Origin of the sequence: Armatimonas rosea (assembly GCF_014202505.1) — a bacterium.
In the GTDB taxonomy this organism is placed as follows: domain Bacteria; phylum Armatimonadota; class Armatimonadia; order Armatimonadales; family Armatimonadaceae; genus Armatimonas; species Armatimonas rosea.
Map to the genome: position 1 here is coordinate 158765 of NZ_JACHGW010000005.1, position 20033 is coordinate 178797.

At 61.2% G+C, this 20033-nt stretch carries 18 protein-coding genes and 1 pseudogene; 9 read left to right on the forward strand and 10 right to left on the reverse strand.

The features are described from left to right. The first annotated feature begins 71 nt into the window (after positions 1–71). Positions 72–2489 carry a hypothetical protein gene (locus HNQ39_RS24215; RefSeq protein WP_184202993.1) on the forward strand — a complete coding sequence of 806 codons (2418 nt, stop codon included), beginning with the start codon at positions 72–74 and terminating at the stop codon, positions 2487–2489. On the opposite strand, the gene HNQ39_RS24220 is transcribed toward HNQ39_RS24215, so the two are convergent. Genes HNQ39_RS24220 through HNQ39_RS24235 form a run of 4 tightly spaced genes read right to left on the reverse strand, consistent with a single transcriptional unit; the run spans position 2486 to position 4597 of the window. Continuing rightward, the gene (locus HNQ39_RS24220; RefSeq protein WP_184202995.1) at positions 2486–3181 is read right to left on the reverse strand and encodes a hypothetical protein; all 696 of its coding nucleotides are present in this window, start codon (positions 3179–3181) and stop codon (positions 2486–2488) included. The genes HNQ39_RS24215 and HNQ39_RS24220 overlap by 4 nt on opposite strands. A 10-nt stretch (positions 3182–3191) precedes the next feature. Next, positions 3192–3497, reverse strand: a complete 306-nt coding sequence (locus HNQ39_RS24225) for a hypothetical protein (RefSeq protein ID WP_184202997.1) — start codon at positions 3495–3497, stop codon at positions 3192–3194. 8 nt (positions 3498–3505) lie between these two features. Continuing rightward, the gene (locus tag HNQ39_RS24230) at positions 3506–3745 is read right to left on the reverse strand and encodes a hypothetical protein (protein ID WP_184202999.1); all 240 of its coding nucleotides are present in this window, start codon (positions 3743–3745) and stop codon (positions 3506–3508) included. Next, positions 3746–4597, reverse strand: a complete 852-nt coding sequence (locus tag HNQ39_RS24235) for a prepilin-type N-terminal cleavage/methylation domain-containing protein (RefSeq protein ID WP_184203001.1) — start codon at positions 4595–4597, stop codon at positions 3746–3748. A 173-nt stretch (positions 4598–4770) separates the two neighbouring features. Here HNQ39_RS24235 and uvrA point away from each other — a divergent pair, with 173 nt between their 5' ends. From uvrA to HNQ39_RS24250, 3 genes and pseudogenes are all read left to right on the forward strand, one after another. Further along, positions 4771–7596, forward strand: coding sequence for an excinuclease ABC subunit UvrA (uvrA, locus tag HNQ39_RS24240; protein WP_184203300.1), 2826 nt, complete (start codon positions 4771–4773; stop codon positions 7594–7596). A 9-nt stretch (positions 7597–7605) separates the two neighbouring features. Then, the gene (locus HNQ39_RS24245) at positions 7606–8397 is read left to right on the forward strand and encodes a DUF4058 family protein (RefSeq protein ID WP_184203003.1); all 792 of its coding nucleotides are present in this window, start codon (positions 7606–7608) and stop codon (positions 8395–8397) included. A 10-nt stretch (positions 8398–8407) separates the two neighbouring features. Then, positions 8408–8611: pseudogene (locus tag HNQ39_RS24250) on the forward strand (hypothetical protein); the annotation flags it as partial. Positions 8612–8650: 39 nt separating this feature from the next. Here the strand turns inward: HNQ39_RS24250 and HNQ39_RS24255 are convergent. Then, positions 8651–9922 (reverse strand): hypothetical protein, encoded by a 1272-nt coding sequence (locus HNQ39_RS24255; protein ID WP_184203007.1) that lies wholly within the window; start codon positions 9920–9922, stop codon positions 8651–8653. A 550-nt stretch (positions 9923–10472) separates the two neighbouring features. Here HNQ39_RS24255 and HNQ39_RS24260 point away from each other — a divergent pair. Continuing rightward, a complete protein-coding gene (locus tag HNQ39_RS24260) occupies positions 10473–11360 on the forward strand; it encodes an NAD-dependent epimerase/dehydratase family protein (protein ID WP_221290299.1) in 888 nt (295 codons plus the stop codon). Here HNQ39_RS24260 and HNQ39_RS24265 read toward each other — a convergent pair. Then, positions 11347–13725 (reverse strand): hypothetical protein, encoded by a 2379-nt coding sequence (locus HNQ39_RS24265; RefSeq protein WP_184203009.1) that lies wholly within the window; start codon positions 13723–13725, stop codon positions 11347–11349. The two genes, HNQ39_RS24260 and HNQ39_RS24265, sit on opposite strands and share 14 nt — an antisense overlap. Positions 13726–13786: 61 nt before the next feature. On the opposite strand from HNQ39_RS24265, the gene HNQ39_RS24270 reads away from it, so the two are divergent. Further along, positions 13787–14482: an LON peptidase substrate-binding domain-containing protein gene (locus tag HNQ39_RS24270; protein WP_184203011.1), complete on the forward strand. Its 696-nt coding sequence runs from the start codon at positions 13787–13789 to the stop codon at positions 14480–14482. On the opposite strand, the gene HNQ39_RS24275 is transcribed toward HNQ39_RS24270, so the two are convergent. The 4 genes from HNQ39_RS24275 to HNQ39_RS24290 are packed head-to-tail and all read right to left on the reverse strand — an operon-like array spanning position 14442 to position 18077. Beyond that, on the reverse strand, positions 14442–14981 hold the full coding sequence (locus HNQ39_RS24275; protein WP_184203013.1) for a hypothetical protein: 540 nt from the start codon (positions 14979–14981) through the stop codon (positions 14442–14444). The genes HNQ39_RS24270 and HNQ39_RS24275 overlap by 41 nt on opposite strands. Before the next feature lie 42 nt (positions 14982–15023). Continuing rightward, a complete protein-coding gene (locus HNQ39_RS24280) occupies positions 15024–16796 on the reverse strand; it encodes a hypothetical protein (RefSeq protein ID WP_184203015.1) in 1773 nt (590 codons plus the stop codon). Next, entirely contained in the window at positions 16793–17548 is a 756-nt protein-coding gene (locus HNQ39_RS24285; protein ID WP_184203017.1) for a PilW family protein, read from the reverse strand. The genes HNQ39_RS24280 and HNQ39_RS24285 overlap by 4 nt, the downstream gene beginning before the upstream one ends. Before the next feature lies 1 nt (position 17549). Further along, positions 17550–18077, reverse strand: a complete 528-nt coding sequence (locus tag HNQ39_RS24290) for a hypothetical protein (protein ID WP_184203019.1) — start codon at positions 18075–18077, stop codon at positions 17550–17552. Between the two features lie 119 nt (positions 18078–18196). Here HNQ39_RS24290 and rpmI point away from each other — a divergent pair, with 119 nt between their 5' ends. The 3 genes from rpmI to pheS all read left to right on the forward strand — a co-directional run bounded on the left by rpmI (position 18197) and on the right by pheS (position 19994). Further along, the gene (rpmI, locus tag HNQ39_RS24295) at positions 18197–18403 is read left to right on the forward strand and encodes a 50S ribosomal protein L35 (RefSeq protein WP_184203021.1); all 207 of its coding nucleotides are present in this window, start codon (positions 18197–18199) and stop codon (positions 18401–18403) included. 118 nt (positions 18404–18521) lie between these two features. Continuing rightward, a complete protein-coding gene (gene rplT / locus HNQ39_RS24300; protein ID WP_184203024.1) occupies positions 18522–18875 on the forward strand; it encodes a 50S ribosomal protein L20 in 354 nt (117 codons plus the stop codon). Between the two features lie 102 nt (positions 18876–18977). Next, entirely contained in the window at positions 18978–19994 is a 1017-nt protein-coding gene (gene pheS / locus HNQ39_RS24305) for a phenylalanine--tRNA ligase subunit alpha (RefSeq protein WP_184203026.1), read from the forward strand. Positions 19995–20033: the final 39 nt, after the last annotated feature.

Sequence of the window (20033 nt, forward strand, 5' to 3'; positions counted from 1 at the left end):
ATTATACCGTGTGTGAACGAATGTAGACTGTCCTAGCTGAAAAATAATGACACTATGTTACACTAGCAGGGATGCCTCAGCCTACCCGTTCCCGTCAGGGGGTCTCCTCGCTGGCACCGCTTCTCCCCAACCTCCGCTGGAGCCCCGAGCGCCAGGGAGTCTTCTTAGTCGTGGCTCCTGAGTCCTATCCCGTCCAGGTTGGCAATTCCCCCCCGCCCCCCGACGGCTGGCGACCCGAGGAGCTGGCGCGGCTGGGGCGCGGGCTCCTGCGCCGCTTTGGTGCCGTCACGGTTCTCGCTCCCGCGGCCATGCGCGTGCTGAAGCGCTCCTTCCCCCAGGGGGCGCTGGGCACCGAGGCAGAGGAAGAGACCGCTCTGCTAGCCTTGCTTGCCAGCTGTAGCCCTACCCAGTGGCGCAAGCTTGCCAGTTCTCAGGGGTTGCGCCTGCGGGAGCTGAGCGGCACGCAGCGCACCCTGGCCGAGAAGCTCGTCCCCCCCGTGGTCCGCTTTACCCTGCGCGGAAGTGGGGGGGCTCAGCCCACACCTGAGCGCACGCTCACCGACGCGCAGCGGCAGGGGATCGGGATTCGGGTGAAGCTGATCGGGGGGATCGAGGGCAAGAAGCTTAATGAGAAGAATGGCGTCTTCCCTCTTGTGTTCCACCGCGAGATCGGCAATGACCCAGACGCGAAGACACGAATCGACCTAGAGGCCTCCACTCTGTCCGAAGAGCAGGAGCGTGCTGCGGGGATTACGCAGGAGGTGCCCAATCGCCTCAAGTCCCTACCGGGGGAGCTGGCACGCTTGCGGACACCGGTCGTACTGGGAACCGAGCCGCTCACCGTGGGACACTTGGTCGAGCGTATCGCCCAGGCAACCGGGGTGCCTCTGCTCGTGGATGCACGGCTGGGAAAGCACACGGTCTGGACTCGGGGGAGCCAGGCACCCGCAGGGGAGCTGCTCCAGGCACTGTGTCTGAGCACGACCGCCGCCATCCGTACGCTGGACGCGCTCTGGCTCCTCGCCCCGGATAACCTCCCCCTGGATGTAGGGCGCATACCGCTTGAGGAAGCGCTCTTGGAGACCCGCCAGCAGAGTAGCCAGGGCGAGGCAGTGCTCAACCGGCGGATCGCGGCGCTCAAGCCTCTGGACTACCTGACCTTCGACACCGACGATCCCGCGGCACTCTCTCCCGCGCTCCTGAAGAAGGCACTTGCCGTGCACAAGAGCACCCGTAGCGAGCTCGGCGCTGAGGTCCGCCTGAGCGAGCTTCCCAGTGCTCTCCAAGGGCGGCTACTACAGACGATCGAGGAGTTTGCCCGCCTAAGCGATACCCCGGAGTACCAGAAAAGTGGGCTGGACCTCAAGCTGGATAGCCAGAGTGTCATGGTTGGCTGTCACCCGTGGTGGAGCCTGGTGATCCCCGGAGTGGGGGAGGCCAATGAGGCTCCTCTTGTCCCCCTACACCACTGGCTTCCCAACCCGCCCGCCCCCCCGCTCACTCTCTCCGGGCGAGCCTGGCTGGCACGCGCTCGTACCCCCAACGACGCACGTGCGCTTGTCGAGGCGGCGCGGGCCGCAGGGGCAAGCGCCCTCTGGCTCGAAGCCCCCCCCGAGGTGCTGGCAGCCGCCCTAGAGCCCCCCTCGCTCCCGGTCTGGGGAGTCTTGCCCGTGCTCCGTGGTACTGCGGGAAGGCCGGACCTCAATGTCCTGGGAGATACCTCGGCCCAGTACGCAAGGCGTCGTGGGAAAGCCAGCGAGCTGCCCTGGCTCGATCTGCAAGACCGCAGCACGGTCGAGAGCGCCCGCCGTGCTCTGCGTGCGCTGGGGCGGGTCTCGGGGCTGGCGGGGATTGTCCTGCGCCATGTCCTGCCGCCCGGCTATGGCATGCTCACGGACCCTTCCTATGGGCGCTATGCCTACGGCGCGGCGGGCGATCTGGGGTACGCGAAAGAAAACCGGCTGGCGTTTCTCCGAGAGAAAGGGGTGGACCCCGCCGATGTACTCTCCGAGAGGCTCTATCTGGAAGGGGAGGAGCTCAATCTCTTGGTGAAGCACGACGATGCATGGGGCGCGAGCTGGAAGCAGTGGCGTGTCGAGCGCGCGGAGGCGCTGGCGCGCTCGCTTCGGCAGGAGCTGGCCCGAGCGGCACCTAAGCTCCCCGTGCTCTTGGAGCGTGCGGCGCTCTGGCAGGACGATGGCTGGCTCTACCAGACGTGTCCCTGGTTCTTGCGCTGGCCCGCGGACAAGCCGCTCCCGAAGGTCGAGCGGCGTGCCCTCGGTGGTGGGGCCGCGAAGCGACCGGGCTGGCGCTTGCTGGGAAGCGATCCCGAGGCCAACGCGGTGCTCCGGGCATCGACTGGACAGTCGGAGAGCGAGGTGGTGGACCTCTCCGAGCTACGTGTCGCCGAGGTCGTGAAGCTGCTGGAAAAGACAGCGCCCCGCGGAGAGGCTCCGCAGGGCGCTGCACAAGAGAGAGGCCAGCCCTAGCCGAGGCTGGCGGCTTGGAGGGAGATATTGCCCTCGCCACGGCTCTTCTTCCAGACCACGCGGACGGACTGTCCGGGGGTCTGGGCACGGAACTGGACCTTGTAGGCCCGGCTATAGTAGCCCTCCCCGAGGGAGATGTCGCTACTGGTGACGGTCGCCTTGGAGCCATCGGTGACCGTGACACTAAAGTCGCCGCCGGCCTTGTAGCCCCCCACGTAGACCGTGAGCGTGTGCGGTGCCGTGTCGATCTTGGTCGAGAAGGCAAAGCCACTGTCGGTATGGAAGCCGGGGTAGGCGACCGGGCTAGGGGCCGCGCTGTCTCCGTCGGACCAGATGAAAGCGCGAGAAGGACCCGTCTTTGTCTTCTCCATACTCGGGGCCTGGCCGCTGACCAGCTTGAGCTCCGAGAAGAGGCCCGTGCCCGCCTTACGACGGACGGTAGGGTGGGAGTCATCGCTGCGCCAGCAGACCCAGTCGATCTTCCCCTCGCTTGTCAGGTTGACCGGATGCATCTCTGTCTTGGAGTTAAAGACCCCTGCGCGATTTTTACGGGTCGTCAGTCCCTCGATTGGCTTAAGCTCCGGCAACGTCTCCACACTGGACTTGATCGGGCGGACCACTGCAAGGGCTGCCAGGGTGGCGATACTGCCCACAAGGAGCAGGAGACCGGCAGGTTTTAGAATAACGTGCATTGCATAACTTTCAGTGTTTCGGAACCTGAACCCCGTGTGCCGCCAGGGCCCCAAGCGCCATGCGCTTGGCCTGGGGGGGCATGTGGGGATCGTTCTGGATGCGGGCCACCTCTTTTTGCATCATCGCAGGGATCTGCGCGGCATCGTAGGTGTGCCCGGCATCCGTCGGGTTTAACTGCTGTGACATCAGAACCGCCGCTCCCAGGGTGAAGGCGCAGGCGACGGAAGTGATGAGCGGGTTGACCGCGGCTTCCAGCTTGTTTTCCTTCTTCGGTGGAGGAGGGGAGAAGCGATTATCTCTGATTTCAATAAACATGGCAGTCGTTATCGTCCTGTATTCTGGTTCATGGCTTGGCCCATCTTGCGCCCCATCTCCTGCCCATGCATCGCGGCCGCTTTGGCCTGAGGCGGGATATGGGCGTTCTGGATGTTCTGGGGGATCGCCGCCTCGATTTGTTTCTGATCGTTGGCCGCAATCACCTTGCCTTCGTCGTTCTTATTGCTACAGCCCAGCGCCGTGAGGGCGAGGCCTAGGAGTAGTATCAGTACAAGAGGATTTTTCATTTAGTACGGGTACCAGCCTTCCCGAGTCCAGCCCAGCGCCGAGCCCGCGGGGACATAGATATTCTTGTACCACTTGATCCCGCCGCGGGGCATCGCCTTGGCGTGGCCGTCGAGGAAGACCACGCTGACGGTCTTGTTGTGGCGGAAGCGGGGCATCATCCCACAGGTCGCCCAGTTGTTAAAGCCTGAGTTGACGCTCTCGCTGGCGACAAAGTCGCAGTCGGCTTTGCCGGGGGTATCCAGGGCGAGCTGCATCCCATCGAGCTTGTCATCGACCTCGCCGTTGTTCTTGACATAGGCGACCCAGTCCCACTCCCAGGTAGCGAAGTTCAGCCAGCCGTTGTTGCCGTCGTTGATCCCTTTTTCCATGATCCCGATCTTCTCGGTGGGGGCCTCGATCTGGGACATGGTCACCACGGGAAACGGGGACGGGTTCCAGGGGGTCTCGCCATCGCCAAAGACATCGAGGTGGAAGCCGTAGATATTGGGCTGAAACTGAGCGGGCGACGACGGGCAGCTATACGTGCCGGTGCGTGCCGCGACCCAGTCGCCGGTCTTGACACCTTGCTTGGTGTAGGGGTAGAGCATCTCCGCGATCCCGATCTGGCGACCGGAGCCGGCAACATCGTAGTACTGGACACGGGGGTAGGTCTCGTCGTAGTCCTGGAGGTACTGGACCAGCCCGAGAGCAAGCTGCTTCTGGTTGGAGAGGCAGGAGACACCGCGCGCTTTCTCACGGGCTTGGGCAAAGACAGGGAAGAGGATCGAGGCAAGGATCGCAATAATTGCAATCACAACGAGGAGCTCAATCAGCGTGAACGCCTGTTGTGGGCGTGTGTGACTTGATTTCATAAACGAGAGATCTTTCTAGGTAGAGTGTTGGTGCAGTGCCGCTGCGAGATTTAGTAAAGGTAGTTAAATACTCGGTTTTCCTATGTCTCTTTCTGCAGGGGGAAGGGAAATTATTTTGGGAGTTGTGGTAAAATCTCCCAGTGAACACTCGTTCGTCTCATGCCTCCTCGTCTCTGCACTCTCATATCGTCGTCCGTGGTGCCCGCCAGAACAACCTCAAGAACATCGACATCGATATTCCGCGCGACCAGCTGGTGGTGATCACGGGGCTCTCCGGGTCGGGGAAGTCGTCGCTGGCCTTCGACACGCTCTTTGCCGAGGGGCAGCGGCGCTATGTCGAGTCGCTCTCCGCCTACGCCCGGCAGTTCCTGGGGCAGATGGACAAGCCCGATGTGGACCAGATCGAGGGCCTCTCACCGGCGGTCTCCATCGACCAGAAGAGCACGTCGAAGAACCCCCGCTCGACCGTCGGCACAGTCACCGAGATCTACGATTATCTACGCCTGCTCTTTGCGCGTGTCGGGACGCCCCACTGCCCCAAGTGCGGCAAGCCGGTCACCCAGCAGCAGCCTAGCCAGATTGTCGATGTGGTGATGACGATGGAGGAGGGGGCGCGCATCCAGGTGCTCGCTCCGATCATCCGGGGCCGCAAGGGCGAGTACAAGAAAGAGCTGGAGGAGCTCAAGAAAGAGGGCTTTGCCCGTGTCCGAGTGGATGGCACGGTCTATGACCTAGAGAGTGTCCCCACTCTGGATCGCTACAAACAGCACGACATTGACATCGTTGTCGATAGAATTGTTGTCAAGCCCGGTGTCGAGAAGCGTGTCGCGGACTCCGTCGAGACGGCGCTAAAACGTAGTAAGGGCCTGGTCGGGGTGGAGATTGTCGGCGGCGAGGTGCTGCTCTTCTCCGAGAACTTTGCGTGTACCAGCTGTGGCATCTCCCTCCCCGAGATCGAGCCGCGGACGTTCTCGTTCAACTCCCCGTTTGGTGCTTGTGAGACCTGCCACGGCCTCGGCACCCAGTCCGAGTTCGACCCGGAGCTGATCGCCCCGGACCGCGAGATGAGTATCGGGCAGGGCGGCATCAAGTACTTTGTCTACAAGTCCGGCAAGGAGATCATGAGCGAGGGGCGCACAGCGCTCTTTGCCGCGGTCGCCAAGAAGCTGGGCTTCACGATGGAGACCCCGCTCAAGAAGCTCACCGAGACCCAGCTCCACTCGCTCTTCTATGGCATCAAGGGCAACGTGACCATGGAGTCCAAGAACCGCTTTGGGCGCACACGGCACTTCGACACCGAGTTTCCGGGGGTGATCGCCATCATGGAGCGCCACTGGAACGAGACCAGCTCGGACTACATCAAGCAGGACCTGGAGCAGTACCGCCGCAACAACCCGTGCCCTGCGTGCAAGGGCCAGCGCCTCAAGCCCGAGGCACTGGGCGTCCTCTTTGGCGGCAAGAACATCTCCCAGATCACCGCCTTCTCCATCGCCGCCGCCGTGGACTTTGTCGAGAAGCTCACCCTCACCGAGCGCGAAATGCTCATCGCCCGGCAGATATTAAAAGAGATCGGGGCGCGCCTGGGCTTCCTCAAGAATGTTGGGCTGGGCTACCTGACCCTAGATCGGGCCGCAGGCTCGCTCTCGGGTGGGGAGGCGCAGCGCATCCGCCTCGCCACCCAGATCGGCTCGGGCCTGATGGGGGTCTTGTATATCCTCGACGAGCCGAGTATCGGTCTGCACCAGCGCGACAACACCCGACTGATCGAGACCCTCGTGCGTCTGCGCGACCTAGGCAACACCATCTTAGTGGTCGAGCACGACGAAGAGACCATGGAAGCGGCGGACTGGCTGATCGATATCGGGCCGGGCGCAGGGATTCATGGTGGCTACGTGGTCGCACAAGGCCCGCCCAGTGTCGTGAAAGAGTCGCCGGACTCGGTCACGGGGGCCTACCTCTCTGGCCGCAAGAAGATCGCGCCGCCCGCCGAGCGGCGTAAAGGGGATGGTCGCAACCTGACCATTGTGGGCGCACGCGGCAACAACCTCAAGAACGTCACCGCGCAGATTCCGCTGGGCACCATGACCGTGGTCACGGGGGTCTCTGGCTCGGGCAAGTCCACCCTCATCCAGGACACGCTCTACCCCCGCCTGATGAATGAGGTCTACCGCTCGCACATGGTGGCCTCGCCGCATACCGGGATTTCGGGGATCGAGCATATCGAGAAGGTGATCGATATCGACCAGTCCCCGATTGGCCGGACGCCGCGCTCCAACCCCGCCACCTATACCGGCACCTTCGACCTAATCCGCGACCTCTTCGCCGCCACCCCCGAGGCAAAAGTGCGCGGCTACGGCCCCGGTCGCTTCAGCTTCAACGTGAAAGGCGGTCGCTGCGAAGCCTGCCAGGGCGATGGCATCCTGAAGATCGAGATGCACTTCCTCCCGGATGTCTATGTCCCCTGCGAGGTCTGCAAGGGCGCGCGCTACAGCCGGGAGACCCTGCAAGTGACCTACAAGGGCAAGAGCATCAGCGATGTCCTGAACATGTCGGTAGGGGAGGCAGTTGAGTTCTTCGAGGCCGTCCCACGCATCGCCCGCAAGGTGAAAACCATCGCCGATGTGGGTTTGGACTACATCAAGCTCGGCCAGCCCGCCACCACTCTCTCGGGCGGCGAAGCGCAGCGTGTCAAGCTCGCCACCGAGCTCTCCAAGCGCAGCCACGCTGGGACTATCTACATCCTCGATGAGCCCACCACCGGCCTGCACTTCGCCGATATCGAAAAGCTCCTCACCCTCCTTCAGCGCTTAGTGGATGCTGGAGCCACCGTCCTCGTCATCGAGCACAACCTCGATGTCATCAAGTGCGCCGACTGGGTGCTAGACCTCGGCCCCGAAGGCGGCGACGGCGGCGGGATGATCGTCGCCACCGGCACCCCCGAACAAATCGCCCAGTGCGACACAAGCCACACTGGGCGATACTTGAAGAAGATGCTGTAGAGTATTCCTATGCCGCCATTTCCTGGAATGAATCCGTACCTGGAGAGTGTGGAGCTGTGGCACAACCTGCACCACGCCCTGATTACCTGCATTGCGGGTGAGCTAAACCAGACCCTCCCTCAAGGCTTCGCTGCCGAAATGGAGGAGCAGGTCTATCTCTTGCCCCCTCAGGACTCGCTCTACCCCGATGTCGCTATCGTTCGGCGCCCCAGCTCCACACCCAACTTTGCCAGCGCACCCAATCCCACCGCAGGAGCCGTTGCGCTTGCTCCCTCTCCCTCGCTGGAGATTCGCGCCGAGCCACAAGAGATTCATACGTCGCGTGTGCGCGTCGTGACCACCAGAGGACGGCGAGAAGTCGTGGCGTTTATCGAGGTCCTCAGCCCAACCAATAAAGAGGGCGAGGGCCGCGAGGAGTACTGGGCAAAGCAAGCGGAGCTACTCGATAGCGACACGCATCTCCTAGAAATAGACTTTCTACGCGGTGGTAAGCATACCATCGCCGCTCCTGCGTCCACGCTCGCCGAGCAAACGGGCTTCTGGGACTACGTTGTCTGTCTCCACCGCGCCGGAAGTGGCCCCGTCTACCAGTGCTGGCCCTTCACCCTCCGCGATCCGCTGCCCATTGTGGTCGTCCCGCTGACGCAAGGCCACCCGGATATTGCCCTCAACCTCCCCGCGATCTTTGCGCAAGCCTGCACCCTCGGCCCCTTCGCCCGCGTCGTAGACTACTCTGCTCCCCCGAGGCCACGCCTGTCACCAAACGATGCTGCGTGGGCTGAGGAATTGCTTCGGCGCTAAAGAGCGTCGAGAAGACATCGAAAAGCTCCTCACCCTTCGCCAGCGCTTGGTCTATGCCGGAGCCACCGTCCTCGTGATCGAGCACAACCTAGATGTCATCAAGTGCGCCGACTGGGTGCTAGACCTCGGCCCCGAAGGCGGCGACGGGATGATCGTCGCCTCCAGCACCCCCGAACAAATCGCCCAGTACGACACAAGTCACACTGGGCAATAGTTGAAAAGAGCTTAGAGTTTTGAAATGATTAGCAATATTTTACTTGATCCCAAATTGTCTTACATTTCCATTACTTGGACCTGATATACCCACGTTTTCCTGTCTTAGATTTAATTCGATAATATATTTCTTGATGCTTTCGTCAGATAAATCGCTTGATTTGACTTTATTTCCAATTGATATAGTTTTTTCATTGTACTTTTTGGCTGATTGGTCGTATTCTTGGATTTTTATTACGGACCCTGTGTTTTTTCTGTATCCATTTATAATAGATATTAAGTTGTTATATTCGTTTATTCCTGTATAAAGACGAACTGTGTCTGCTAGCGCTGTAAGATAATTTGCATCGCTATCCGTCAGGAATTTTCCGTCAAGAGAAACTGCTTTTTTAATTAATGCATTGGATATTTTATCTGTACTGACAGTTGCTGTGTTGTTAGAAGGGATATATTGTGTTATATCGAATGTGATGTTGATGGCAGGTTCAGTAAATGAGGGGATTGATCTGTTAGTCTTGAATACATTTTTTAAACTGGCATTTGTGAATGATGTGAAAATAATGTTAGGTTTAAAATCTCCAATATTAAGTGCCAGAATTATTTCTGGGCCATGAAAAAATCTATAACTCTTATTTGAGAAAATATTAGACTTAAAATCAGATGAAGAGAGACCTGAAATGATTGATCTAAAAGAATAACCCATCTTTAAATTTGCACCTATGCGACTATCATTATTTCCAAATTGACGATAGTTTTCAAATTTACCTAACGATCCATATGCAAGCCATCCTTGATCACTAGAAGTATCTTTCTTCCATTGAAGCGGCGTAAAGCCGATGTTGAAATAGTGTCCATGTTTTGACTTAAGATCACTTTCTGTGTCTATATCGGGATTTGGTTTTGCACCTTTAAATAAACTATGAATGTTACTATCGCTTGCTATGTATAAATTATATACAAATCCAGATTGTGTTGGTAATAAGAGCTTTTTACCAAATTCATTTGCGTCTTCAGACGAGAATATATCTGATATCTGGAATACAGACGAAGTGATTTTCTTATTGTAGTCTTTAATTGTGTAACCAAATAATGAATTGAAACCAGTAGTGCCAAATACATTAGATTTTGCTTTTTGGTTGGGTGATACTGAAATCCCATAAGCCATTCCATATTTTATAGAGCTTTGATCTGATATTTGATTGAGTATATTTTCAGCGTCAGACTTTGTTTTTTGATTGTCTTGACCAAGTGAAATGGACTGGTTGGCCATGATAAGTAATGCTGTTGTTATTATTGTGTTGGTTAGTTTCATTCTTTTGCCTTTGAAGATTCTTTATATTGATTCGGCTACGGGTGCATACCCCGGAGCTTGCTCCAGTCGGGTAGTTGTATTGTAGAAACGATTATACATAGACTTTATTTGTGGCGCAAGAGCTAAATAAGAATTTTCCTAGAATATTTATTACCTTATAGTGCTTAACAATCTATTACCTAATTGTTGGCAAATCGTTGTCAAGGTGGGGTCGGCACAAATAAAGCCATACTGAGGTGAGATGCGTGGCTATGAGTTGTAGATCGGTAGTCCTTCAGGGAACGCTAGCTTTGGGCTTACGCTTGGGGGGCTTGCGTTCGCTGGTGATAGTGCCTCCGGCTTGCTTATATTGCTTGCTATCGGCACCATAAACTGATCGGAAGCCATCACGGGCGCGTATGGTGTAGTCAGTGAGGGTATCTACTTTCTTATCGCACTCCTGGAGTATTCCAGTAAGTTTGTTACGCTGCGCTTCTTTGCATCCTGGAGAGAAACGACGAACTGTGCCAAATTTCGGGGAGGCGGTTCGTGCGGCAGGTACAATCCAGGAATGGGAAAAGCAAGAGTGTTGGTGACCGGTGCGGCAGGAGTGGCGGGGCGGGAGACGGCTCGGCAGCTGCTGGTGGCGGGGTTTGAGGTGCGGATGGCGGATGTCGGGGCGCCGCCTAAGGATGCCGAGCTGGCGGGAGTGGAGTTTGTGCGCTGCGACACGCGCTCGCCGCAGGATGTGGAGGCGGCGGTGGAGGGCTGCGAGGGGGTCGTGCACCTAGCGGCGTGGCACTGCGGGCATATTCCTCCCGTGAGTGATGCGACCATCTTCGCGGTGAATGTCGATGGGACGTTCTATGTTTTAGAGGCGTGTGTGAAGTTCGGCGTGAAGGCCGTGGCGTATGCCTCGTCGATGGCGTATGGGCACGGCGGGGTCTACTCGGTGACCAAGGTGATTGGCGAGGACCTGTGCCGGACATGGCACAACCGAACCCGGCGGCCGATCACGCTTTTGCGCTACCATGACTTTGTGCCCAAGCCCTATCTTGCGTTTGGGGAGAAGCTATTGCGTAATGGGGTCGATGCCCGCGATGTGGCTGCGTCGAATGTGGCTTCTATTTCGAAGGGGCTCGAAGGTGGCTTTGGGGTCTTGCGCTCCGTGATCCACACCAACCATGGGATGCCCGCCGACGTCGTGGGGGACTTTAAGACCCACGGCTTGGCGTGGTGTGAGGCGCAGGTGCCGGGCAGTGGTGCTCTGATCGCCAAGTACGGCATCACCTTCCCCGAGCGCGTGGAGCAGCACGATATGAGCGAGGCCGCGAGTGTGCTGGGCTGGACTCCCCAGATCAGCTTTGTCACCTTCTTGCAGGACCTCGCCGCGCGCGAGGCACGCGGCGAGGACATTCGGGCGCTCTGGGCACCGGGGCTCCTGCCTACAGCTGGCTAAGGGCGGCGAGCACCTGAGAGAGCGGCTGGTCCGAGGCATCAAAGACGATGCTCTCGGGCTTTGTTTTTGTGTTGAAGACCCCGTGCCAGTCCTGACGGAAGCGGGCCTTGCTGGGGGAGTCTGTCGATGAGGGCACTTGGAGCCGGGCTTGGGTGGGGGCGAAGTGACGGCCATCGCGGGCCAGCCGGGTGAGGGCGAGGTGGGGATAGGCGGACTTGAGGGCGGTGAGAAGCTGGTCCCCAAAGCCCTCGGCGGCGTCTTGGCGCACTCTATAGAAACTGTCCCAGAGCCAGCCCGAGGGGGCATACCAGTTCAGGGTGGGCTTGCTCACTCCCCCCATAGAGAGAGACACACTAAAGCTGACTCGCCCGGAATAGAGCATCTGGGTATCGAGCCTGGCGCTGGTGAGATCGACCGGGTCGGGGCCTTGCTGGCGCAGGCAGGCTAGGCGCAGGTTCTCGCTGTAGCCCAGGAGCTCTTTCCAGTCGGCGGTGCCACGCTGGTAGCCCGTGGGGTAGAGGTCGGTGAGGGCGAGGCCGGCGAGCCCTGGGGTTGCCGCGAGGGTGCGGAGGCGGGGGAGGACGGCGGCTTGGGTCTCCAGAGCATCCGGTCGCAGATAGAGGGGGGAGCGCTTGGCCTCGACAGTCGTGTCGGTGCCTTGGGGCGCACGAAGAGGGCGGACGAGCGCATGGACGGGGAGCTGGGCGGCCTGCCCGGCCTTGACCGCGGCGGCGAGGAGGGCGGTGTCGCCCAGCCCGACTTGGACCCAGAGCGCGGCGAAGCCCTGTGCCTTTGCGGCCTGCACCGCTCTCTCCGCGTCTTGTGGGCTCTGGATCGCCACGGCCAGCGTGCGGGGGAGCTGGCGGAGGGGCGCGGGGAGAATCTCAGGCTCATCGGCGGTCTCGGGGCGGTGCCCGCGTGGGTAGCCCTCCGCTGCCCAGCTCACCCGAATCGGCGGGTAGCTTGGGGGAAGGAGCTCCAGCACGGTCTGGGGTTCGTAGACCACGCGATCTGTAAAGACCGAGCTGACGGCCTTGGTGAGCTGCTGCTCGGCCTGGGCACGGAGGGTGTCGGGGAGGTCACTGAGGCGAAGCGTGAGCTCATTGGGGCGCCAGCCACCGTCGGGGGTCTTCAGGAAGGGCTGCTGTTGCCACTGTGCCTCAAACGCGGCGAGGCGCTCGGCAAGAGTGCCGGTTGGGCGGCTGGGATCGTCGGGATGCCAGCGAAGAAGCGCCGCTTTTTGCGCCTCAGAGCGCTCCTCGGCACCGGCCCGCGCGGTTTCTAGAGCGTCTTGAGCGGCGGTGAGCCAGTCGTGGATGCGGCCCATGCGGATGGCAAGGGGCGTTAGGTCGTCGGTGAGGACATAGCCCGGCCCCACTTTGCGCCAGGTTCCCGCGACACCGCGTGCCAGCGCTTGTAGGACATCGCCCGTGCGTGCTTGGGTGCCGCGCAGGTGCACCTGTCGGTCGGCGTAGCGCGGGTCGCAGAACAGCTCGTTGCCGGTTGTCTCCCCACAGCGCCGCACCAGCTCCCCGACCGTCTTGGCGTCTTTGAGGGAGACGGGCTTATCGAGCGCACTCGCCGTAAAGTCGAGCTGGCCTGGCTTGGCGCTATTGCTCTGTGGGGTCGTAAAGGTCGCGCCGAAGCTCCCCCCCGAGCGGAAGTTAGAGAGGGAAGACGCTCTCGCAATCGTGACGCCGCTGATCTCCGTCAGGCTGGTCACAAAGGCGATGTCCGTGGTGGAGAACACGTTTGCAGTGTTACTATTGTTATCCCCGAGGACAAGGCCCGGAATCGCTCCGACAGGCGAGCGCTGCGCCGGGGCACCGAGCTGCCAGGCCGGCGTGCTGGGCGCTTCGCTGGGAAGCTGGATGTAGGCACCGTTGGCATTGGTAAAGTGGTAGCCGAACCGGCGCGAGAGGCGCAGGCGGGTCTGGGTGCGCTCGGTCTCGCTGAGGGTGACACTCTCGGTGCCGCGGGTGAGCGGAAACGGACGGGGAATCAGGAGCAGAAAGAGCTTGCGCTGGTCGCGGCTTAGGTCACTTAGGCCCAGGCCAGCGCTGCTACAGAGCTTTTCCCACTGCTTATCGGTGAGGCTGGCTTCGAGGAGCTCGTATTTCTCGGGCGCACTCAGGCTGTCGTAGAGATCGGGCTTGGGCAGGTTCTCCCAGCGGAGCTCCGTGCGCTCTCGTGGGATATAGGCCGACAGCGAGCCAAAGGTCGCCAGCTGGAGCGATCTTTCGTCACCGGGCAAGACAATCAGGAGTGGGCCGCGGGTCTCGGGGTTCCAGGCCAGCGACTCGGGGAAGGCGAGGGTCGGCGCCTGCGCGAGAAGGGCCGCCGGTGTGGCGAGGATCGGTATCATGCCTTGATAGACTCCTTGGGGGCCGGGTTTGCTTCGTTATTTTAGCACGATATAATCGGGCATGGGATCGTCGCAGGGGGGACGCATTACAGAGGTTCCGCTCTTTCCGCTGGACCTGGTACTCTTTCCGCAGATGGTGATGCCGCTGCATATCTTCGAGATGCGCTACCGCCTGATGGTGCAGCACTGCCTCAAAGAGAACCTCCCCTTTGGGATTGTCTTGCTGACGGGAAGCGATGACGCGACCAAGACTGTCGAGACCGCAGAAGTGGGGTGCCTGGCCAAGATCGTCGAGTCGGAGCCGCTCCCGGATGGCCGCTTTCGGATTCAGATTGTCGGCACCGAGCGCTTTCGCCTATTGGATACCCACGACAACCGGCCCTACCGCTCGGGGCTCATCGAGCTGCTCTACGACCAACCGACCAACGAGGGCAACTGGGAACCGTTAGTGGACTCGCTGAAAGAGGCGCTCAAGGACTACCTGACCCGGCAGCTCGCGCGGGCGGGCAAGCGGGTCGCGGGCTTTCGCCTGCCGGAGGAGCCCGAGCTTCTCTCCTTTGCTGCGGCCTATGTCCTGCCGATTGCCAACCTGGACAAGCAGACCTTGCTGGAGCTGACCGACACGCCCGCTCGCCTGCTCTCCGCGCGGGATGTGCTCCGTCGCGCAACCCGGAAGCTGGAGCAAGAGGCCCCGGTTCCCCGTGAGTGGGAGCCCCTCACGAGCGAGCGGTTTCGTCGCTACCGCTGCTGGAACTAAGCAGCGCCAGCGCAAAAGGCCCGAGCAAGAGCCCTGAGTAGGTGAGGAGTCCTAGGGGAGTAAAGTTGTGGCGCAGCCCATGGAGCAGGCTCCGTGTGGGCAGGACACTCCACTGAATGCCGAGGACGAGCCCAAAGACCCCCGCTCCCAGAAGCAAGCGCTTTGTCCCCGAGCGTAGGCGCGGCAGCGAGGCGGGCCAGAAGGCGAGCACTCCCACCCCAAGTCCCAGGATCGCCAGCTCCGGGAGGAAGGCACGGTAGGCCACGGCAAAAAAGATCGCGCGCAGTGCCAGGGGCAGGGCCACCAGCCCGACCACGATCAGAGCCAGGCGCGGCAAGCGTCGCAGGAGTGCCACCAGGACCAGCAGGACCAGCAAGAGGCTCGCTAGGAGGCAGAGAAGGGCAGCGAGGCGTGTCGCCACCGGCTCTAGGGTAGAGTGGGTGAGCAGGGCACCAGCCACCCCGCCCAGCACAAAGGCAAGCGGCACAAAACGGTTCATGCTACTTTGTACGACAAAGCCTCAGCCTTGCGTTCCCACTTCTTAGGGGAGCGCCGTGACACCGCTCTGGAAGGAGAGGACTTTGTACGTGCGGTTTGCCAGGGGGAAGTACACGGGAGAGAGCTCCAGAAAGCGCAGGTCGTAGAGGCGGTGGCGGCTGAAGCCAAACTGGTCGAGCAGAGCGCCGGTGACCGAGTCGTAGTGGAACTCGCCAAAGGGACCGTCTTTTTTGATGATCAGAGCGCCGAGGTGCTTGTAGATGCCATTGGTGCGGGTGTTGTAGTTGGTGCAGCCGACACTGGGCGTCCCCCCGCTGGAGTCCATGGCAAGGAGTGCCCCGTGGATCGTGATATTGTCGATGTGTCCGCCGGCCTTGTCGCTCTCGACCACCCACATACGGCCGGTGATCATCCCAAAGACCCCACAGAGCGGGTCGGCGGCAGTTGCATCGGAGTCGGAGTTCTTGGACTTGTTCTTGAGGAGCCGCTGGTAGACAATCCCGCCGTCGATCTGGATGCGCCGGTCGGGTGGGGTTGCGATTGTCAAGCGGCTGGGGGTGGTGGCGCTGGTATTGTTGGCCACGACCCCGGAGAGCCCGTGTGTCTGGGTGGTCGTGTCACCGATATCGCCATCGACATAGACTAGGCCATTGGTTACCCCCGAGTAGCTCTCGGTGGCGGTGAGGGACTCCGGGCCACCGCTGGGCGTGGTGTAGCGTGCCACCGTGGTCTGGCTGGCGAGGCGGTCGATCGTCACTACCGTGCGCCAGGTAGTCGCGCCATCGGTCTGGTTAAAGGTCAGGAACTGGTTGACATCGCCGGCTCCCGTGGTATCGAGCTCCAGGCTTGTCACGGTTCCGGAGACATAGATCCCTCCCACGGTGCTTCCACTGGCGCTGGGGACGATCAGCCCCGGCGTGCTAGGGGCGGCGACACTGCCCAGTGCTGCATCGTGGAGGTCGGTCGTGCTCTGGGGATAGGGAATCACCGGGACATTGAACTGGGGCGTGGTGCCTGCCGTGGCGATCAGGGGCCAGTCGCTGGCGGTGGGGGTCTGGACACTCACGAGCCCGTGGTCCCACTCGATCTGCGACGGTGCTCCGGCGCAGGTGAAGTAGTCACTGCCCGCGTAGGTGAAGAGCGGTGTGCTCGTGTCCCAGACAATGGTGTGTTTGGCGTTGGGATCGACCGTATCGGTGCCAGGAAGGCGCATGTTGAGGTGTACCGGTCCAGAGAAGACATGCATTCCCGTCATCCAGACAAAGCCGTCGAGGGGCTCGTCGTAGAAGAGCCCGTACTCCGCAAAGCCCTTGGGACGCACGACCAAGCGGCTGGTGTGGCTCGCGTTGCCGCAGGTGCCGATTGCCTGGATCGCAAAGAACTTCTGGCCCGTGGCGGCATCGGTGCCGGGGTAGAGCCGAACCGCGATTGTCCCGTTCTTGCCACGGCCACTCGGGCTCTCGGTCGCCGTGGGGGCCTGGCTGAGCGTGAGGGTGTTGTAGCCATTAACCACGGGGGCACCGTAGAAGCTAGCCCCCTTCTCCGATGGCGCAAAGGGGAGGTTGGCATCGTTGATCGTGTCCTGCTCCAGCATCCAGGAGTAGGTGATCCGGACACCCGTCTCGGCGAGATCACGGGCGGTCTGGGCCTCGGCCTGAATATCGATCTGCTGGAGCGCGGCGGTGGCGCTACTGCTCACGGAGCTGACCCGGCCCAGGGTTCCCAGGAGGATCACACCGAGGATAAAGAACAGGAGCACCATGGTCCCGAGCAGGGCCATCCCGCGCGGTGCGGGTCGCTGGTGTGTTCGGCTCATGGGTGACCTCCGGTTGCCGTGGGAAGTGCGGCGCTGGGGACGCCCTCCCCGGCGTAGTTGAGCAGGCTAATGGCGTAGTCCGAGGTCTCCAGAGCGCTCTCGTGGTTTGCGCCAAGCGCGGATCTGTCCTGCTGGTAGGAGTCCTTATCGACTAGGAGGAGCCGGTAGCGCAGGACCTGGCCGGACTGGCTCCCGCGCCGGAAGGCAACCGCATCCCAGGTCGAGGCGAGCTTGCGGTAGAGAACGGTCTTCGAGGTCACCACGCCGTTTTCGTAGCCCCACTGCCACAGAAAGGTCCCATTGCTGGGCGCGGGAGTGCCTTGGGAGTCGCCGCGGTAGAGCAGGGCACCGCGGGTGACGCTGCGGCGGTTGGCGATATCGGCCGTGGAGAGCTGTGTCGCCGAGGTTCGGAACGAGAGGCTCTGGGGGGTGGTGAGGCTCACGTAGAGTCCTGTATTGAGGGTGGTGTTGCCCTGCTGCACTTGGTAGTGGCTCTGGGAACCCAAGAGCGCGCTGGACCAGGGTGTCAGGGGGGCGTCGTCGTCGGGGAGCTGGACCGCGGTCGCCTCTTCGAGCCCTTGTCGCATCCGATCGATACTACTGGAGCCGTTTTGTAGGGCGTGGCTACCCGCTTGGAGTCCCAGGGAGAGGCGTATCCCCCCCGTGAAGATCAGCAGGGCTCCCACGATCACGATCGCACCGAGCACGGCCGCGACAAGCACCTCTAGCATCGAGTGTCCACGGCGTGTCATTTTAGAGTGCCCCCTGCGGAATCAGCGTGGTCTCGGAGTAGGTGTGGGGGAGGCCGTTGCTGTCGCTCCACTGCACCTCGACCGTCGCCCGCACGAGCGGGTAGCTATCGACCCCAGCCACGGTGCGCTTGGCGGGCAGATACGGGGCGATAAAGATCCGGCCCTGGGGGGCGCTGTTTCCGCTTGCTGACGGGAAGTACTGGGTGAGCTGGTTGGTCTGGGTGAAGGTGAAGGTCGCGCTGGCAGCACCCTGGGCATTGTCCTGCGGGGTGGGGGTGGTGGGAGTGCCATCGACAATCCCCGCGCCGCTCTGTCCGAGTCCGGGGCCATTGAGGGCAGTGTAGCCGGCGGCCTGGAGCTGGCTGAGCTTGCTGGCAACCAGGGTGCGTGCCACGAGGAAACCACCGGACTGGTGGTTCGAGCGGGCAGACGTTCCCAGGACAATCGCGACCATGAATCCGAGGACAACGAGGAGGACAAGGCTAAGGAGAACTTCTGTCAGGGAAAAGGCGCGGAGGCGGTCTTTCACACATAGAAGTATTGGAATGACTTTGGTTAAAGGTGAGGGTTTGCCGAACGGATTTTTGCGTGGTACAATCCCCCCTTGGCGCAGTTGTAACTCTACTGCGTCTGGGAGAAATATCAATCATGCCGAAGATGAAGAGCCACAAGAGCGCGGTCAAGCGATTTCATGGCACCGGCACCGGTAAGCTGATGCACCGTCACAGCAAGCGGCACCACTCGATGGTCAAGAAGAGCCCCCAGTGCCTTCGCCGCCTGTACGCCGAGGCAGTGCTCGATCCGGGCAAGGCCAAGGCCCTGGGACGACAGCTTCCCTACGGAGCCAACTACTAGTAATTGCAGACCCCTCGCCGCCCGGAGTGACGCTACACAGACAGCGCCGGGCTGGGAACCGGGAAGAAACAGCGGCCAGTCGTTAAGGGGCCGCGCCCGATAAGGAACAGAAGAAAAGATGCCTAGAGTCAAGCGTGGCGTGATGGTCAAGAAGCGCCACAATAAGATCATCAAGCAAGCGAAGGGCTATTTCAGCTCACGCAAAAATGTTTTTCAGACCGCCAATGAGGCCGTCGCCAAGGCCGGAAACTACGCCTACCGCGACCGCCGTGTCAAGAAGCGCGACTTCCGCCGCCTCTGGATCGCCCGTATCGGGGCCGCCTGCCGCAACGGGGGCACCCGCTACTCGGTGTTCATCCATGCCCTCGGTCAGGCTGGGATCGACCTGGACCGCAAGGTCCTGGCCGACATGGTCATCAACGACCCGGCAGCGTTTACCGCCCTCCTCAAGCAGGTGGGCGTCGCGGGCTAACCCCGCCTGTGGAGAAAAAATAAAGAAAGCCCGTGGCACCCGCCACGGGCTTTTTTTACACCAACCCCCCAACCCCCGTCCGACGGGGGGGATACTAGGAACATGACAGACGAACTGAGACAAGTGGAGGCCGAGGCGCTCGCCGCGATTGCGGAGGCACAGTCCACGGCCGCGCTCGAAGAAGCCGATATCGCCTATCTGGGCCGCAAGAATGGCAAGCTGAGCGGGATGATGCGCCAGCTCGGGAGCCTGCCCGTCGACCAGAAGCCGCTCTTTGGGCAGGCGCTCAACGAGGCCAAGGGGCGTGTGGAGACCGCACTGTCGGAGCGAAAAGCCGCGCTCGCCGCCGCGGAGCGTGCGCTTCGGGAGCAGGCCGAGGCAATCGATGTCACCCTGCCGGGCCGCGGACGCACGCCGGGGCGCTTGCACCCGCTCACGCGCACCTTTGCGGATGTGAAGCAGGTCTTTCTGGGGCTGGGCTTCACGTTTGTGGACGGCCCCGATGTCGAGGACTATCTCTTTAACTTCGACTGGCTCAACTACCCGCAGGACCACCCGGCCATGGACGAGCAAGACACGTTCTATGTCGAGGGCGGGGCACCGTCGGGGCAGCCCGGCGCGTGGCTCCTGCGCACCCACACCACCGGCTCGCTCCAGGGCCGCAACTTTAGCAACCTGCCCGCCGTGCCGTTTCGCATGGCGACCATGGGCCGCTGCTTCCGGCGCGATGCCATGGACGAGACCCACTCGCACACCTTCCACCAGATCGACGGCTTCTCGGTCGCGGAGGGAATCTCCCTCGCCGATCTCAAGGGGGTCTTGGCCGAGATCGCCCGTGGCCTCTTCGGCCCCGATGCCATCGTGAGATTCCGCCCCGACTTCTTCCCGTTTGTCGAGCCAGGCGTCGAGGTGGCGGTGTGGTGGAACAACCGCTGGCTGGAGCTGGGCGGCGCGGGGCTGATCCACCCCAATATCCTCAAGCGCGCCGGCTATGACACTGAGAAATACACTGGCTGGGCCTTCGGTCTGGGCCTCGATCGCATGCCCATGATCCGCTACGGCGTCAAAGACCTGCGGCTCTTCCTCGACAACGACCTCCGATTTTTAGGGCAGTTCTGACCCTCCTCCCCGTCCCCTCCTCCCAATCCTGGGAGGAGG